Raw genomic sequence first — 15,656 nt, forward strand, 5'->3', positions numbered from 1 at the left:
CCTCCTGTCGGCTAGTGACCTTCACCGAAGATGGTGCCACGTGCCTCGCGGGTCGAGTCGGACTTGTAGTCCGTGTACTGGTACGGGTTGTCCAGCACCTCGCCCGCCGGCAGCTCCGGATTCATCCCGCTCTTCCACGCCTCCTCGCCGAGCGCCGACCGCAGGTGCTCGACGGTCGCCTCGACCTCCCGCCGTACGGCAGCCAGGTCGCAACCGACCAACTGGTGGTCCTGCTTCACGATCCTGCCGTCGACGATCACCGTGTGGACGTCGCCGCGCTGCGCCTGGAACGCGACCTGTCCGTACGGGTTGATCAGCGGGAACGAAACCGGCGACGCGTCGTTCTTGATCAGGATCACGTCCGCCGTCTTGCCGACCTCCAGGCTGCCGAGGTCGTCGCGCCCGAGGGCCTTCGCGCCGCCGCGGGTGGCCCAGTCGACGACCTGCTCGGCGCGCAGATGGCTGTGCGTCACGGTGGCGCCCTTCATGTGCGCCTCGAGGTGTTCGCGGGCCCGGTCGGCGCCGAGGGTCGTACGCATCGCGCTGAACAGGTCGCCGCTCCACCACACACTGGTGTCCATCGAGAGTGAGACAGGGATGTTGTGCCGGCGAACCTGCCAGGTCGGCGGGTAGCCCTGGCCGGCGCTCTGTTCGGACTCGGTGGAGACCGAGATCGAGCCGCCGGTCGCGGCGATCCGCTGGTACGAGTCGGTGGTCAGCGTGGCCGCGTGCACGTAGATGTTCTTCGGCGTCATGAAGTCGTTCTCGTGCATGAGCTTGATGCCGTTGTCGTTGGTCGCACCCCAGACGCCCGCGTGCGTGGTGACGGCGAGGTCGAGCTCGCGGGCGACCTCGAACGCGGCCCGCTCCGGGAACGCCGGGTCGCCGGTGACGTCGAAGGCCAACTGCAGTCCGATCCGGTCGTCGTCGCGCAGTCGTTCGAGGAACGCCCGGACCGACGGGTCCGCGGACCACTCCCACGGGCCGGCCTGGATGTTGCCGTAGGCAAGTACGAACCGGCCGGGTACTGCTCGGAGCGCGTCCACCGCGGCCTCGGCGTGGTCGACGCTCTGCAGGCCGTGCGACCAGTCGACCGTCGTGGTGACGCCGGCCTCGAGCGACTCCCACGCCGACGTCAGGTTGCCGGCCCGGATGTCCTCGGGACGGAACGTCTTGCCGTGCTCGAGGTAGTACCAGACGAAGTACTGCGTGAGCGTCCAGTCGGCGCCGTACGCGCGCATCGCGGTCTGCCACATGTGCCGGTGGGTGTCGATCATCCCGGGCATCACGATCCCGCCGGACGCGTCGATGATCTGCGCGCCCTCGGGTACGTCGAGGTCCGGGCCGACGGCCGCGATCCGGTTGCCGGCAATCAGGACGTCGGCATCCTGCAGGACCGTGTGCCGGTCGTCCATCGTGAGCACGGTCCCGCCCTGCAACAGCACCGGCCGCCCGGCCGCCGGCGCGGAGCCGCCCTCCGGGCCCGGCGTTTGGTTCGTCGTCATGATCCCCTCCAGAGCTCTCCGGACATACGTCCGTATCACGGTCAACGGGGCGATGGAGCTCACTCTCTGCTCGCCGTGTGGTGCTGTCAAGGGCTCGGCGCGAGTGGTTGACATGCCTTCTTTGCCAGCTGAGACTGAGGCGGACAGATGTCCGCGAATGCGTGCGGGAGGCTCGAGTGACTGGTCCGTTGTCGGGGCTGCTGGTGGCCGACTTCTCGCGGATCCTGGCCGGTCCGTACGCGACCATGCTGCTTGCGGACCTCGGCGCGGACGTGATCAAGGTCGAGGCGCCGGCCGGTGACGACACCCGGTCCTGGCAGCCACCGGTCCGCGACGGCAGCTCGACGTACTACCTCGCGGTGAACCGGAACAAGCGGTCGATCGCACTGGATCTGAAGGACCCCGCGGACCTCGCGGCGGCGCAGGAGTTGGCGCGGCGAGCCGACGTACTGGTGGAGAACTTCCGGCCCGGTGGGCTGGCGCGGTTCGGGCTCGACTACGAGACCGTTGCCGAGGGCAACCCCGCGGTGATCTACGCGTCGATCAGCGGGTTCGGGTCCGGGCCGCGGGGGGCGGCACTACCTGGGTACGACCTGATCGTGCAGGCGATCTCCGGGTTGATGAGTCTGACCGGTGATCCGGACGGGGAACCGTTCCGGGCCGGGATCTCGGTGTTCGACGTGATGGCAGGCCTGCACGCGACGATCGGCGTACTGTCCGCGCTGCATGTGCGGGCGGAGAGCGGCCGCGGGCAGCACGTCGAGGTGAACCTCTTGTCGTCGGCGTTGTCCGGGCTGGTCAACCAGTCGAGCGCGTACGTCGCGGGCGGCGTCGTACCGCAGCGGATGGGGAACAGCCACCCGAGCCTGTTCCCGTACGAGCCGCTGCCCTGCGCGGACGGGGAGCTGATCATCACCGCCGGGAACAACGGGCAGTTCCGCAAGCTGGTGGAAGTACTCGGGGTGCCGGAGCTGGCCGACGATCCGCGGTTCGACCGGAACGAGAAACGTACCGCCAACCGGGACGAACTGCGCCCGCTGCTGGTGGAGCGGCTGCGGACACGTACCCGGATGGAGTGGTTCGCCGACATCATCGCGGCCGGCGTCCCGTGCGGTCCGATCAACACCGTCGACGGAGGCGTCGCGTTCGCCGAGGACATCGGCCTGGACCCGGTCGTCACGGTCGGCGGCATCCCCGGCATCCGCAACCCGATCACGTTCTCCGGCACCACCGCGTCGTACCGCCTACCCCCACCGTCCCTCGACGAACACGGCCCCGAGCTGAGGAAGTGGCTGACCAATGAGTGACATGCCGAGATTTCCGACGTCGTTGGGGACGTCGACGGCGGACGAGATCCGGCTGCTCGGGCAGGACTTGACGGCAGATCTGATGGGCAAGGTCGGCTTCGGTGAACTCGCCTTCTGGCTGGTCGCGATGCGCCGCCCGACGCCGTCCGAGACGCGGGTCTTCGAGGCGGTCCTGGTGGCTCTTGCCGACCACGGCTTCACGCCGACCGCGATCGCGGCACGCCTGACGTACTTGTCGGCGCCGGACTCACTGCAGGGCGCACTCGCGGCCGGCCTTCTCGGCGGAGGCTCCCGCTTCCTCGGGGTGACAGAAGACTGCGCAACCTTCCTCCACCAAGCCCTAACCACCCACCACCCCGACAGAACGGAGAACGCCGGGCTGCCGACAGAGGACGCCGGGCTGCCGATGGATGACGCCGGGTGGGACACCCTCGCGTTAGAGCTCGTCCAACAGTCCAAGGCCAACGGTACGTTCATCCCGGGGTTGGGGCATCCGGTGCACAAAGTAGAGGATCCTCGGACGCCTGTGCTGATTGGGATTGCCCGTGCGGAAGGGCTGGAAGGCCCACATCTGAAGCTGTTTCAAGCTGTCGGGCGAATGCACGAGCAGGTGTTGGGGCGCCGGCTTCCTCTGAATGGTGCAGGGGTGTGTGGGGCTGCGCTGGCTGATCTGGGGTTGCCTGTCGAGCTGTTGCGTGGGTTTGCGTTGTTGGCCCGTGCGGCGGGGTTGCTCGGGCAGCTCGCTGAGGAGCGGCGGCGGCCGATCGGTATGGACGCCTACCTGACCATCGACCGCAACGCCGAGTACGTCGAACCCTAAGGAGCACCAGATGGCCACAGTCGCCGCGGTGATCGCCTCCACCCACCACCCGTTCTACTACCGCGCGAGCACCGCGACCGGTGCAGACCGGCCGCCGTTCGCCGACGAGTGGGTCGCGAAGATCACCGCGTTCCGGGAGACCCTGACGAAGGCCCGCCCCGACATCCTGGTGATGGTCGGCAGCGACCACTTCCACCAGTTGTGGCTGGACAACATGCCGCAGTTCCTCGTCGGCAAGGCGCCGTACTTCGACGCCAACTGGTACAACGAGGAACGCGAGTTCGGCTTGCCCCGGATGCGTCTGGCGGGCGACGAACAGCTGGCGTCACACATCCTCCGCAACGGCCTGGACGCCGGGTTCGATCTTGCCTTCAGCAACGAACTGCGGATCGACCACAGCATCACCTGCCCGATCATCACGCTCCGCCCGGACGCGGACCTGCCGATCGTGCCGATCTACACCAACATCTTCGCCCCGCCGCTGCCCCGCCCGGGCCGGTTCGTCGAACTCGGCCGGACGATCCGGCAGTTGGTCGAGTCGTGGCCGACCGACCAGCGGGTCGCGATCATCGGCACCGGGCACCTGTCGCTGGAGCTCGGCGGGCCGCGGCAGTTCGGCGCGCACGGGCCGGACCCGGAGTTCGACCGCAAGGCCGTCGACTGGATCGCGAGCGGGGACATCGAGGGCTGTCTGTCCGAAGTGACGCTGGACAGCCTGCATCTGCCCGGCAACGCGACCCACGGGTTCATGGACTTCATGCTGATGATGGGCGTCGCGGGCGCCGGCGCGAAGGCGGATCACGTGGACTCGCTCGACCTGTTCCACACCATGGAGGCGTACTTCACCTGGTACCCGAACGGAGTGCCCGCATGAGCAGGTACCTGCTGAACAAGTTTCTGTACACGGTCGACCGGGACCCGGAGTTGGTCGAGCGCTACCGAGAGGACCCGGGAGCGACGGTGACGTGGTGGGAGGCGGAGGTCGCGAACCAGCTCCTCAACTGTGCCGTCCCGGAGAAGTCCACGTGGCAGTCGTTCACCGAAGCGGAGCGCAAAGCGTTGCGCGAACAGGACCACGTGGCGCTGTTCGACTTGGGCGCGCATCCGTTTCTCACGCTGACGCTGTTCATCGCGATGTTCGAACGGGACAACGGGCCGCTCGAGTACCAGAAGGCGTACGGACGGGCGCTGCAGACGCACTCGTTACCCTATCCGGACATCGCCACCTGAGGAGGACGCGTGCGCGCCGCAGTACTGCACACCCACGGTGAACCGCCGACGCACACGGATCATCCCGATCCGGTTGCGGGCGAGGGCCGCTCGATCGTGCGCGTGACGGCGGCGCCGATCGTGCCGCTGGACCTGTTGTGCGCTTCCGGTACGTCGTACTTCGGCGCTCCGGTGCTGCCGTACGTACCCGGTGTGCAAGGCGTCGGCGTGGTGGAGGAGTCCGCGACGGTCGCGCCCGGTACGCGGGTGTTCTTCGCGACCTCCGCCGGGATGGCTCCTGGAGATGGCAGCTTGGCCGAGCGGGCCGCCGTACCGGATGAGGATCTGGTGGTTCTGAAGGCAGCAGCAGACGATGCGACCGTGGCGGCGATCGGGTTGTCGGGGGTCGCGGGGTGGATGACGCTCACCTGGCGGGCCGGGATGCGGAGCGGGGAGCAGGTGCTGGTGCTCGGCGGCGGTGGTGCGGTCGGGCAGGTCGCGATCGGGGCGGCGCAGGTGCTCGGGGCGTCGCGGGTGGTGGCCGTCGTACGGTCGGCTGCTTCGCGGGAGCGGGCGCTCGCGGCCGGCGCCGACGAAGTAGTTGCCTTGAGCGACGATGTGGACGAGTTGACGGCACGGCTAGGGGAGCCGGCGTACGACGTGGTGATCGACCCGGTGTTCGGGGTGGCGGCGACGGCTGCTTCGCGCGTACTGGCGCCGGGTGGTCGACTGGTGAACCTCGGCGGGTCGTCGGGCGACGAGGCGGCGTTCTCGTCGGCCGTACTGCGGAGCAAGTCCGCGAGCGTACTCGGCTACACGAACAACGCGCTGACCGCGGCGCAGCGCCGCGACGCGTTGACCGCCGTACTCCAGCACGCCACGACCGGAGCCATCCGAGTGGCCCACGAGACCGTCACGCTCGCGCACGTGACGGACGCATGGACCCGGCAGGCGACCGGCGCCGGCTCCGGTCGCCTCGTCCTTACCTTCGACTGAGCCGCGCCAGTTTGCCTGGCCAACCCGGCAATTTGCCTGGCAGACCCACCAAATGTGGGGTTCGTGCTGGAGGTGTGGGCGGTTGGAGTTGTGGTGATGCAGCGTGCAGTTCGACAGGATGTGTCGACTGCTGAGGTAGTGCACCTGAGCGTGACTGGCTTCGCGTGTACACCGTCCCGCGGGTGTACTACCTGTCGATCTTGCACAGCAAGGTGATCCGGAAGAACCCAATTTGATGGGTAGACCCATCTGGTGCCGGGTTCCCCACCCCGGCTGTGGCTCCGGAACCCTGGATTTGGTGGGTCTGCCAGGCAAATGCTTCCGGGGATTCGGCTTGGATCAGCGGAGGTTGGTGATCAGGCCGTAGGTTTCGGCTTCCTCGGCGGAGAGGATGCGGCCGGCGCTGAGGTCCTCGGCCACCTCGTCATCGGTGCGGCCGGTGGCCTGGGTGATGAGGTCCCGGAGGCGGCCGACTTCGCGTTCGTGCTGGGAGACGAGAGCGGCGAGCTCGTCAGCGGTTCCGTTCGCGGTGAACGGCGGGACCGACAGCGTGAACGTCGTATGCCGGTGGGCCTCACGTTTCGCGGCTGCCGCGAGTACAGCCACCGCCGGACCGCGAACGGTGCCACGGGCAACAACCTCGACGGGTGAGCTCACCAGGTCCATCGCGGCCGCTACCGAGAGCGCTGCCTCCAGCTCCGAGTCCGTCGACGACAGGTGGAGCTTGATCGGGTCGTTGCTGCTGGCATCCAGTAACAGCAGTTGCGCCGCCACATGATTGGCCAGTCCATCATCCAGCCGCCCGCCGATCAGCACCACCCGCTCGGCCAGCAACCGATCAGCCACCTCCCGCTCCACAGAAACCGAAACCGGCTCGTACCATGCAGGCAAGATCGGCTGCGGCGCAGGCGCCTCCGGGCTCGGCGGAGCACCAGGAACTCCCGGCCGAGGACCCGGCACCCCCGGCCACGGCCGCCCGGGCACATCACCCCGCGTTGACCTCGGTCCTGGGGAAGCGGGGCCTAGGGGCGGCAGTGGGGCGATCCGCTGTTCGACGTACATCATGTCCTCCTTCGACATGCTCCAGCCTGGGGGAGTGAGCTGGTGAGGAGAAGGGTGTTCCGCTGTCAGCAGACGGAGATGGCGGTGAGGAGCCTGTTCCAGAAGGCTTCGCGGTCGAGGGCAACCGCGATACGGGCGTTGGGCGAGCGGCCGGTGTAACCGTCGAGGTCGACGACCGTGGCACCGGCGGTCCACTGACCGGCTGTTTCGATCACCAGGTTGGCGTCGACGCACGCGACGATTGCGGGGTCGATGACTCGGGCTACCGCGACCGGATCATGCAGGGGTGGGAATTCGAAGCCGAACAACCGCGTGTACGTCGACGCGAAGAACGTCATCCACTCGGCGCAGATCCCGGCCAGCGGTGTGCCGATCCGGGCCAGGCGTTCGAGGACGTCGGGCGTGACCAGCGCCCGGTGGGTGACGTTCAGGCCGCACATCGTGAACGGGATGCCGGAGCGGACGACCAGGTCCGCCGCCTCCGGATCGACGTACGCGTTCGCCTCGGCCAGTGGGGCGATGTTGCCGCGGTCCGTCGAACCACCCATCCACACGATCTCGGTGATGTTGGCGGCTGCCTCCGGCGACTCGGTGATCAGCCGCGCGATGTTCGTCAGCGCTCCGGTGGCTACGACAGTTGCCGGAGTACGCAGTACGTCGGCCAGCAGTTCCTGCGCCGGCAGCTCGGACTCCGGCACCGACGGCGAGCCGGTGAACGTCGGCCCGTCCAGCCCCGTCCCCCCGTGTACGTCGTCGGCGATCCGGAGCGGGCGGACCAGCGGCCGGTCGGCGCCGCGTGCCACCGGGACCGACGTGACGCCGGCCAGCGACAGCACCCGGCGCGCGTTCAGTGTGCACTTGTCGACGGTCTGATTCCCGGCGACTGTGGTGACGGCCCGGAGGGAGACCGCGGGATCGGCGACGGCCAGGAGGATCGCCAGAGCGTCGTCGTGGCCGGGGTCGCAGTCGAGGATCAGTGGCGTGGCCATGTGTCAATCTACTGTGTGCGGGTTGCGAAAGGTCCTATGTTTGACTCCATGAGCGAGAAGGAACCGCCGGTCAAGGACCAGGCCTCCGAGCCGAGCGGCGCCGACCAGAACGGCGACCGGAAGGACGACCGGCCCCGCCCGCCGCACAAACCGTGGCGCACCGAGGGCCTGCCGGCCGGGCACGGGGACGACGACAAGCCGCGTCGGCCGCGTTGGTGGAAGTGGGCGGCGTGGATCATCGGTGGCTACCTGGTGCTGTTCCTGCTCACCACGATGCAGGACCAGTTGGCCGGCGGCGAGCAGACGGTTGCGTACACCGACTTCACCGCGCAGGTGCAGAAGCAGAACGTGGCCGAGATCTTCTCCCGCGGCGACACCATCGAGGGCCGGTTGAAGCAGGCCGCCGAGGTGCCGGGCAAGTCCGGCCAGACGTACACGAAGTTCACCACCGAGCGGCCGACGTTCGCGAACGACAACCTGTACGGCGACCTGCAGAAGGGCGGTGCCACGGTCCGGGCCACCCCGGTGGTCGCGCAACGTGGCGTGCTGCTGAACCTGCTGATCTCGCTCGGCCCGTTCATCCTGATCGCGGCGTTCTACTTCTGGCTGTTCCGGCGCAGCCGCGCCGGTGGCGGGATCGGCGGGTTGCTCGGCGGCGGCGGTCAGCAGAAGAAGCCGATCGATCCGAGTACGGTCCGGGTGACGTTCGCGGACGTGGCCGGGATCGACGAGGTCGAGGCCGAGATCGAAGAGGTCGTCGACTACCTGAAGGATCCAGGCAAGTACCGGCGGCTCGGGGCGCGCGCTCCGAAGGGCGTGCTGCTGGCCGGCGCACCCGGTACCGGCAAGACCCTGCTGGCCCGGGCGACCGCGGGTGAGGCCGGCGTACCGTTCTTCTCCGCGAGCGCGTCGGAGTTCATCGAGATGATCGTGGGTGTCGGCGCGAGCCGGGTGCGGGAGCTGTTCGGCGAGGCGCGGAAGGTGGCGCCGGCGATCATCTTCATCGACGAGATCGACACCATCGGCCGGGCCCGGGGCGGTGCGCGGTCGGTCGGCGGGCACGACGAGGGCGAGCAGACGCTGAACCAGATCCTCACCGAGATGGACGGCTTCTCCGGTACCGAAGGGGTCGTCGTACTCGCCGCCACCAACCGGGCCGACGTACTCGACCCGGCCCTGCTTCGCCCCGGCCGCTTCGACCGGACGATCACCGTGCACGCGCCCGACCAGCCTGGACGCGAGGCGATCCTCAAGGTGCACGCCCGCGGCAAGCCGCTCGCACCCGACGCCGACCTGGCCGCGCTGTCGCGGTCCACACCGGGCATGACCGGGGCCGACCTCGCCAACCTGCTGAACGAGGCGGCCCTCGCGGCGGCCCGGCAGGGCGAGTCGCAGATCACCATGCGGGACCTCACCGACGCGCTCGAGAAAGTCCAGCTCGGTACGGCGCGCAACGTCGTGATGCCGGAGGAGGAGCGCCGGCGGACTGCGTACCACGAAGGCGGTCACGCGCTCCTCGGCATGATCCAGAAGGGCGCGGACCCGGTCCGGAAGGTCTCGATCATCCCGCGCGGGCGGGCGCTCGGCGTGACGCTGTCGACGCCCGAGTCCGACCGGTACGGGTACGACGTGGAGTACCTGCGAGGCCGGATCATCGGTGCGCTCGGTGGGATGGCGGCCGAGCAGGAGGTGCTCGGCGTCGTCACCACCGGCGCGGAGAGCGACCTGGAGACCGCGACCCGGATCGCCCGCTCGATGGTCGGCCGCTGGGGCATGTCCGAGGCGATCGGCCCGGTGTCGGTGCTGCCGGCCGAAGGTGACGCCCGGACGGCGGGGGTGTCGGACGAGCTGCTGAACACGGTCGACGAAGAGGTACGCCGGCTCATCGAGCAGTGCTACGCCGAAGCACGCCGGCTGCTCCGAGAGAACCGTCCGAAGCTCGACTCGATCGCGGAGCAGCTCCTCGAACACGAGACCCTGGACGAAGCCGACGCCTACGCGGCAGCCGGCATCGCCCGAGTGGCGCGCGTACCCGAGCCCCAGGCGGCCCGGGTCGACGGCAGCGCTAGCCGATAGTCACCGTTTGTTGTAGATCGTTGTAACCGGTGGCCGGCTGCCAGGTTCCGTTGTTCGCGAAACGTACGGCGTACACCGCGTTGTATGTCTCGCTCGAACCTGGTAGCCGGCCCTGGCCCTGGAGCTTCGGATCGGCCACGTTGAGCAGCACGTGGTACTGGCCTGGTACTGGGGGAGCGTTCACTGTCCAGTTCAGGGAGATCGGGGTGCCGGGGCCCCAGCGGCGGGGGTCGGCGGGGACGTTGTACTTGAAGGTGTGTTTGCTGTTCTGGAAGATCAGCTGCACCTGGCGCGGGTTGTAGGGCGCTGCCCAACCGTCGTTCCGGAGCTGCACGTTGACCTTCACCGTCCCGCGCTGCGCCGACACCGTGGACTGCGTGAGTGCGAACCGGTAGCCGAGCTTCTGCTTGGCGATCTCGATGTTCGAACCCCAGCTCGCCAGCACGTCCGGGTGGTACTCGATGTTCAGGAACGAGAAGTGCAGCCGCGCCATCTCCGCCGACGCGGACGGCCACTCCGACCGCGGCGGGTTCACCCCACACGTCTCGCCACCCTCGGGCACGTAATTGGTGTCCTGGGCAACGAAGTCCTTGTCCAGCTCGATCGGGTCGCTCAGGTACGTACCGTAGTCGTCGGGACTCGCGAGGAAGCAGTCGTTGTGCTGCCCGATCCGCGCTACCGCGGACCCGTCGTACGCCTGCGCCGCGGTCAGACCACCAGCGGTCCCGGTCGGTAGGCCGTACATCCGTTGCTTCATGTACGGCGTCCGTACCTGGACCATCTTGTCCTTCGGCAGCGCCTGGAGCAGCGCGTCGATGACCGCCTTGCGGTCCGCCCAGTTCTGGTTCGAGACCTGGCTCGGGTCGGCCGGGTCGGAGAAGTAGTCGGTGTAGTAGCCCTCGCCCCAGAGCCCGACGAACCCGGATTGGACGACCGCGATCATGTCGGAGTTCGCCCGCAGGATCGGCGTCAGCTGCTTGATCTGCTTGACGACACGCGACACCGGAGCATCGCCGTACGGCGTGGGCGGCGGCCAGCCGTCGCCTGGCAGCGCGTACGCGAACCGGACGATCATCTTCACGCCGGCGGCGCGTGCGGTGTCGAAGTCGGCCTGCATCAGGTCGAGGTAGTGCTTGTCGATCACGTCCTGCTTGCTGAACTTCTCCAGGTAGAACAGGCGGAGGATCTGGGTGATGTGCTCCTGGGTGCGGAAGTTGCGCAGCTTGGTGACGTCCAACGGGACGTACCCGGAATTGTTCGCGTAGTAGTGCGTCTCGGCGTGGTGGTAGAAGCCGCGTTCCTGGTTGGCGATCACCTCGTCGTTCGTCGTGTAGGTGACCGTCGTCGCGGGTGCTGCGTCGTGGGCCATCGCTGCTTGGGCCGGCAGCAGCAGGCCGAAGGCTGTGAGCGCTGTGGCAAGCCGTCTCATGATGCTTCCTCTCGCTGGCGGGCGATGGGATAATCATGGAGTCCAGGGAAATTATGTCAAGGCCTGAGTCCGCTGGTGATGGTCGCGTCCACCTCGTCCAGCGCCAGCCGGACCGCTCCGAGTGCCACCCCTTCGTCCGCGAACGCCGATACCCGGATCTCGGGTGTTCGCAGACACCAGCGGTCCAGCTCCCGCCGCAACGGCTCCACCATCACGTCCGCCGACCGCGAGAACCCACCTCCGATCACCACGAGCTGCGGATCCAGCGTGAGCACCAACGCGGACGCACCGACGGCCAGGTCTCGTACGTACGCCTCGACAGCTCCCTGCGCGCTCTCGTCCCCACCCCGAGCAGCCACAAACACCCGTTCAAACCCATCACCCGAATCACCTACCTGGCTGCTACTGAGCCAGGTTTCGAGGTGGGTTGGGGCCTGGAGCCAGCCGGCTGCGGGTAAGGCGCCTATTTCGCCGGACCAGTTGGCGAAGCCTCGGTGGAGTTTGCCGTCGATGATCAGGCCGGCGCCGGTGCGCAGGCCGGCCAGGAGGAAGACGACATCCTTGGCGTAGCGCGCAACTCCGCGCCACGTTTCGGCCAGTGCGGCGAGCTTGCAGTCGTTCTCCACGCGCACCGGTCCTGCGACCAGACGCCGTACGTGCGCCGCCAGATCCACCCCGGTCCACTCCGGCAACGAGTCCGACAGCATCACCTTCCCGCTGCCGTCCACCAGTCCGGTAGATGCGACGCCGGTCGCCCAGATCTCCCCGGCACCAGCGACGGCCTTATCGACACACCGGTCCACCGCCGCGAGCCGCTCGCGGCGGCCGGCGTCGGCAGGTACGTCGACGCGGGCCTGGTGGAGGACCTCGCCGTCCAGGTCGGTCACCAACGCGAGCACCTTGTGGCCGCCGACGTCGATCCCGAGCAGCCGGCCGGCGCCGGCGTTGAAGCGATAGCGCCGGGCGGGGCGGCCGACCGAGCCGGAGGCGGGTGCCACCTCGGCCAGCCAGCCGCGGCCGAGCAGGTCTCGAGCCACGTCCTCGGTCGAAGCGCGCGACAGACCTGTTCGTTTCGACAGTTCGGTGAGCGTCAGCGGCTGGCCGCCGCGCAGTTCCCGCAGTACGGCGGTCGCGTTCAGTTGGCGCAACCGCGACAGATCCCCGCCGGCCGGCTCCTCGCTCATCCGCGACTCCTAATCCTGGACTCCTGGATAACTATAAGCATCCGGACTGCGCGCGGGTCTCACCGTGTGAACGCCCCGGGAAGAAGTCTGTTGCGGACTCCTGACAACGTTGTACCGTGATCAGCCGACGGTCGATCAGAAACGTTTCCGCAGGTTTCCACTGAGGAGGACCAGCGTGTCCAATCCACTGAAGATCGCGACGCTCAGCTTCTGGCACGTTCATGCCGGCGACTACTCGAAACAGGCCCAGGCGCATCCCGGGACGGAGCTCGTGGCCGTCTGGGACGACGACGCCGAGCGCGGCCGCGAAGGCGCCGAGCGGTTCGGCGCCGAGTACGTCGACGACCTGGACGCGCTGCTGGCGCGCGACGATCTCGACGGCGTGGTGATCACGACGCCGACCGATGTCCACCGCGACGTGATGGTCCAGGCTGCCCAGGCGGGCAAGCACATCTTCACCGAGAAGGTACTCGCGCCGACGGTCGCCGAGGCCGAGGAGATCGTCGCCGCCACCGACGCCGCCGGGGTGAAGCTGATCGTCTCGCTGCCCAGGCTGTACCACGGCTACACGACCGCGATCCGCGAAGTGCTCGACAAAGGCACGCTCGGTACGTTGACGTACGGCCGGGTCCGGCTGTCGCACGACGGCGCGATCGGGCGCGACGGCAAGGAGGGCTGGCTGCCGCAGCGGTTCTTCGAGCCGAAGGCCGCGATCGGCGGCGCGCTCACGGACCTCGGCTGCCATCCGGTGTACCTGACCCAGCTCTTCCTCGGCGCGACGCCCGAGACGGTGAGCGCGACCTACCGTTCGGTGGCCGGGCGCGGGCTGGAGGACAACGCTGTCGTCGTCGCCGGGTACGGCGACCAGCGGATCGGGGTGATCGAGGCCGGGTTCGCGAGCAACAACCCGTTCACGATCGAGCTGTTCGGTACCGAGGGGACGCTGACGTACACGGACGCGGGGAACGTACTCCTGGTGAACGGCGAGCAGGTCGACGTACCTGACCACTCGCCGGATGCGTTCGCGCAGTGGGTTTCGCACATCAACGACGGCACGCGGGCGGACGACAACATCGCGCGCGCCGTCGAGCTGACGCGTCTGGTGGTGGCGGCGAATGCTGCGGCCGAGTCCAACCGAGTGATTTCCTACAGCTGATCGGGGAGTGGCGCATGATCAAGGTTGGGCTGATCGGGGCGGGTGGGATTGCCTCGGCGCATATCAAGGGGTATCGGGCGCACTCCGGCAAGATCGGGGTGACGGCTGTCGCGGATGCGGTGGAGGAGACCGCCAAGACGCGTGGCGAGGAGCTGGGTGCGGCCGCGTACACGGACTACAACGAGATGCTGGCGAACGAGGAGTTGGATGCGGTCGACATCTGTCTGCCGCACCACCTGCACCGGGACGCGATCGTCGCCGCGGCGCAGGCCGGTAAGCACATCCTCTGCGAGAAGCCGCTGTGCCTGTCCGCCGAGGAGGCAGCGGAGGTTCGCAAAGCGGTGACCGAGAACGGCGTGACGCTGATGTGTGCGCACAACCAGCTGTTCATGCCGGCGGTCGCCAAGGCGCGGGAGCTGTTGCAGGGCGGCACGATCGGCACCGTCTACGAGGTACGGACGACCGACAGCTTCTACAACGACTTCGACCCGAGCTCCATGGGCTGGCGGGCGAGCAGCAAGACAAGTGGTGGTGGCGAGCTCATCGACACCGGGTACCACCCCACTTATCTGATGCTGCACCTGGCCGGCGGGATGCCGGTCGAGGCGACCGCGATGCTCTCCACGCACCGGTTGAAGTTCATGGAGGGCGAGGACTCCGCGCAGGTACTGATCAGGTTCGACAACGGAGTCGTCGGGCAACTCGTGACCAGCTGGGCCTACCAGCCGGCCGAGTCGACCGAGCGGTTCTCCGCCGTCGGCGAGCTGGGCGCGTTGACCAGCGACGGTACGACGCTGACGTACCGGCTGCGGTCCGGCGAGACCGAGACCTTCGAGTTCGAGCCGGTCGACACGTTCGTCGCCGAGATCGGGCACTTCGCCGACTCCCTCGACGGCAAGCAGCGCCCGCTGCACACCGAGGAAGAAGGGATCGCCGTCCTCGGCATCCTGCTGGCCGCGTACGAGGGCTCGAAGTCGAAGACCATCGCGCCGGTGCTGAAGGTCTAGTTCTCCTTGAAGTAGAAGCCTTCCGCGAGGTCGGCGAGCAGGTCGGGGTGAGTGGGCTGCCAGTCGAGCAGCTCACTCGTCCGGGCCGCGGACGTGGGGTTGTCCATCACCGCGAACCGGCTCAGGAAGCCGATGTACTCCGCCGCCTCGTCCGGCGTGACCGAACGAGCCGGCAGGTCGAGCCCGCGGCCGATGGCCGCCGCGATCGTCCGGAACTCGATCCCTTCGTCCTGGACCGCGTGCAGCCGGCTGCCGGCCGGCGCCGATTCCAGCGCGAGGCGGTACGCGCGGGCCGCGTCGAGCGTGTGCACCGACGGCCAGCGGTTGGTGCCGTCGCCGACGTACGCGGCGAATCCGTTGCGCCGGGCGAACGAGATCAGCGACGGGGCGAACCCGTGCAGGTCGAGCCGGCTGTGGGTGATCGCCGGCAGTCGCAGGACCGACGTACGGACGCCCTTGCCGGCCAGCTCGACGACGTAGTTCTCGGCGTCGATGCGGTAGCCGCCGTTCGGGTCGTAGTCCGCCTCGGTCGCGACCCGGTCGTGCACGATGCCGGCGAGCATGCCGGTGCCCGACGTACTGACCAGTGGCTTGTCGGTGCCGGCCAGGGCGTCGCCGATCGCCTGCAGTGCGGCGAGGTCGGACTCGGCCGCGCCGGCCAGGTCGCCGACCATCATCGCGTCGTGGCGGAACGCGAGGTGCACGACGCCGTCCGCAGCCGCGGCGGCCGCGCGCAGGCGGTCGAGGTCGTGCAGGTCGCCGCGGACCACTTCGGCGCCCCAGTCGGTGAGCCGCTTGGCCGACTCGTCGGAGCGGGCCAGGCCGAGCACCTGGTGGCCGTTGTGCAGGAGCTCCGGGACCAGCGCCGAGCCGACGTGTCCGGACGCTCCGGTGATGAAGACGCGCATCAGAGATT

At 68.4% G+C, this 15,656-nt stretch carries 14 protein-coding genes; 8 read left to right on the forward strand and 6 right to left on the reverse strand.

The genetic code is table 11. The features are described 5' to 3' along the window. Nucleotides 1-11: 11 nt before the first annotated feature. Nucleotides 12-1,505 carry an amidohydrolase family protein gene (locus tag ACFYRU_RS18035; protein ID WP_387659811.1) on the reverse strand — a complete coding sequence of 498 codons (1,494 nt, stop codon included), beginning with the start codon at nucleotides 1,503-1,505 and terminating at the stop codon, nucleotides 12-14. A 176-nt stretch (nucleotides 1,506-1,681) separates the two neighbouring features. On the opposite strand from ACFYRU_RS18035, the gene ACFYRU_RS18040 reads away from it, so the two are divergent. Genes ACFYRU_RS18040 through ACFYRU_RS18060 form a run of 5 tightly spaced genes read left to right on the forward strand, consistent with a single transcriptional unit; the run spans nucleotide 1,682 to nucleotide 5,837 of the window. Beyond that, nucleotides 1,682-2,812 (forward strand): CaiB/BaiF CoA transferase family protein, encoded by a 1,131-nt coding sequence (locus ACFYRU_RS18040; RefSeq protein ID WP_387659813.1) that lies wholly within the window; start codon nucleotides 1,682-1,684, stop codon nucleotides 2,810-2,812. Between the two features lies 1 nt (nucleotide 2,813). Beyond that, on the forward strand, nucleotides 2,814-3,632 hold the full coding sequence (locus ACFYRU_RS18045; protein WP_387659816.1) for a citryl-CoA lyase: 819 nt from the start codon (nucleotides 2,814-2,816) through the stop codon (nucleotides 3,630-3,632). A 10-nt stretch (nucleotides 3,633-3,642) separates the two neighbouring features. Next, nucleotides 3,643-4,506: a hypothetical protein gene (locus ACFYRU_RS18050; protein ID WP_387659819.1), complete on the forward strand. Its 864-nt coding sequence runs from the start codon at nucleotides 3,643-3,645 to the stop codon at nucleotides 4,504-4,506. After that, the gene (locus ACFYRU_RS18055) at nucleotides 4,503-4,862 is read left to right on the forward strand and encodes a hypothetical protein (protein WP_387659821.1); all 360 of its coding nucleotides are present in this window, start codon (nucleotides 4,503-4,505) and stop codon (nucleotides 4,860-4,862) included. The genes ACFYRU_RS18050 and ACFYRU_RS18055 overlap by 4 nt, the downstream gene beginning before the upstream one ends. 9 nt (nucleotides 4,863-4,871) lie before the next feature. Beyond that, nucleotides 4,872-5,837 (forward strand): zinc-binding dehydrogenase, encoded by a 966-nt coding sequence (locus tag ACFYRU_RS18060; RefSeq protein ID WP_387659824.1) that lies wholly within the window; start codon nucleotides 4,872-4,874, stop codon nucleotides 5,835-5,837. 339 nt (nucleotides 5,838-6,176) lie between these two features. Here the strand turns inward: ACFYRU_RS18060 and ACFYRU_RS18065 are convergent, their stop codons facing one another. Further along, entirely contained in the window at nucleotides 6,177-6,683 is a 507-nt protein-coding gene (locus tag ACFYRU_RS18065) for an ATP-dependent Clp protease proteolytic subunit (RefSeq protein WP_387659827.1), read from the reverse strand. Between the two features lie 281 nt (nucleotides 6,684-6,964). After that, complete coding sequence (locus ACFYRU_RS18070) at nucleotides 6,965-7,888, reverse strand: nucleoside hydrolase (RefSeq protein WP_387659829.1); 924 nt, start codon at nucleotides 7,886-7,888, stop codon at nucleotides 6,965-6,967. Nucleotides 7,889-7,936: 48 nt separating this feature from the next. Here ACFYRU_RS18070 and ftsH point away from each other — a divergent pair, with 48 nt between their 5' ends. Beyond that, entirely contained in the window at nucleotides 7,937-9,964 is a 2,028-nt protein-coding gene (gene ftsH, locus ACFYRU_RS18075) for an ATP-dependent zinc metalloprotease FtsH (RefSeq protein WP_387659832.1), read from the forward strand. Here the strand turns inward: ftsH and ACFYRU_RS18080 are convergent. Then, nucleotides 9,954-11,393 carry a DUF4832 domain-containing protein gene (locus ACFYRU_RS18080; protein ID WP_387659835.1) on the reverse strand — a complete coding sequence of 480 codons (1,440 nt, stop codon included), beginning with the start codon at nucleotides 11,391-11,393 and terminating at the stop codon, nucleotides 9,954-9,956. The two genes, ftsH and ACFYRU_RS18080, sit on opposite strands and share 11 nt — an antisense overlap. 56 nt (nucleotides 11,394-11,449) lie before the next feature. Beyond that, on the reverse strand, nucleotides 11,450-12,577 hold the full coding sequence (locus ACFYRU_RS18085) for an ROK family protein (RefSeq protein ID WP_387659838.1): 1,128 nt from the start codon (nucleotides 12,575-12,577) through the stop codon (nucleotides 11,450-11,452). Nucleotides 12,578-12,752: 175 nt separating this feature from the next. Here ACFYRU_RS18085 and ACFYRU_RS18090 point away from each other — a divergent pair, with 175 nt between their 5' ends. Both ACFYRU_RS18090 and ACFYRU_RS18095 read left to right on the forward strand, forming a co-directional pair. Next, nucleotides 12,753-13,733, forward strand: a complete 981-nt coding sequence (locus tag ACFYRU_RS18090) for a Gfo/Idh/MocA family protein (RefSeq protein WP_387659841.1) — start codon at nucleotides 12,753-12,755, stop codon at nucleotides 13,731-13,733. Between the two features lie 14 nt (nucleotides 13,734-13,747). Then, entirely contained in the window at nucleotides 13,748-14,740 is a 993-nt protein-coding gene (locus tag ACFYRU_RS18095) for a Gfo/Idh/MocA family protein (protein ID WP_387659843.1), read from the forward strand. On the opposite strand, the gene ACFYRU_RS18100 is transcribed toward ACFYRU_RS18095, so the two are convergent. Then, nucleotides 14,737-15,648 carry an SDR family oxidoreductase gene (locus ACFYRU_RS18100; protein ID WP_387659846.1) on the reverse strand — a complete coding sequence of 304 codons (912 nt, stop codon included), beginning with the start codon at nucleotides 15,646-15,648 and terminating at the stop codon, nucleotides 14,737-14,739. The genes ACFYRU_RS18095 and ACFYRU_RS18100 overlap by 4 nt on opposite strands. Between the last annotated feature and the right edge of the window lie 8 nt (nucleotides 15,649-15,656).

The organism is Kribbella sp. NPDC004536 (assembly GCF_042873835.1).
Lineage (GTDB): Bacteria > Actinomycetota > Actinomycetes > Propionibacteriales > Kribbellaceae > Kribbella.

Coding starts and splice junctions, on each gene's coding strand:
- ACFYRU_RS18035 (WP_387659811.1), bottom strand. CDS start 1,505: ATGACGACGAACCAAACGCCGGGCCCGGAGGGCGGCTCCGCGCCGGCG.
- ACFYRU_RS18045 (WP_387659816.1), top strand. CDS start 2,814: ATGCCGAGATTTCCGACGTCGTTGGGGACGTCGACGGCGGACGAGATC.
- ACFYRU_RS18050 (WP_387659819.1), top strand. CDS start 3,643: ATGGCCACAGTCGCCGCGGTGATCGCCTCCACCCACCACCCGTTCTAC.
- ACFYRU_RS18055 (WP_387659821.1), top strand. CDS start 4,503: ATGAGCAGGTACCTGCTGAACAAGTTTCTGTACACGGTCGACCGGGAC.
- ACFYRU_RS18070 (WP_387659829.1), bottom strand. CDS start 7,888: ATGGCCACGCCACTGATCCTCGACTGCGACCCCGGCCACGACGACGCT.
- ftsH (WP_387659832.1), top strand. CDS start 7,937: ATGAGCGAGAAGGAACCGCCGGTCAAGGACCAGGCCTCCGAGCCGAGC.
- ACFYRU_RS18080 (WP_387659835.1), bottom strand. CDS start 11,393: ATGAGACGGCTTGCCACAGCGCTCACAGCCTTCGGCCTGCTGCTGCCG.
- ACFYRU_RS18085 (WP_387659838.1), bottom strand. CDS start 12,577: ATGAGCGAGGAGCCGGCCGGCGGGGATCTGTCGCGGTTGCGCCAACTG.
- ACFYRU_RS18095 (WP_387659843.1), top strand. CDS start 13,748: ATGATCAAGGTTGGGCTGATCGGGGCGGGTGGGATTGCCTCGGCGCAT.
- ACFYRU_RS18100 (WP_387659846.1), bottom strand. CDS start 15,648: ATGCGCGTCTTCATCACCGGAGCGTCCGGACACGTCGGCTCGGCGCTG.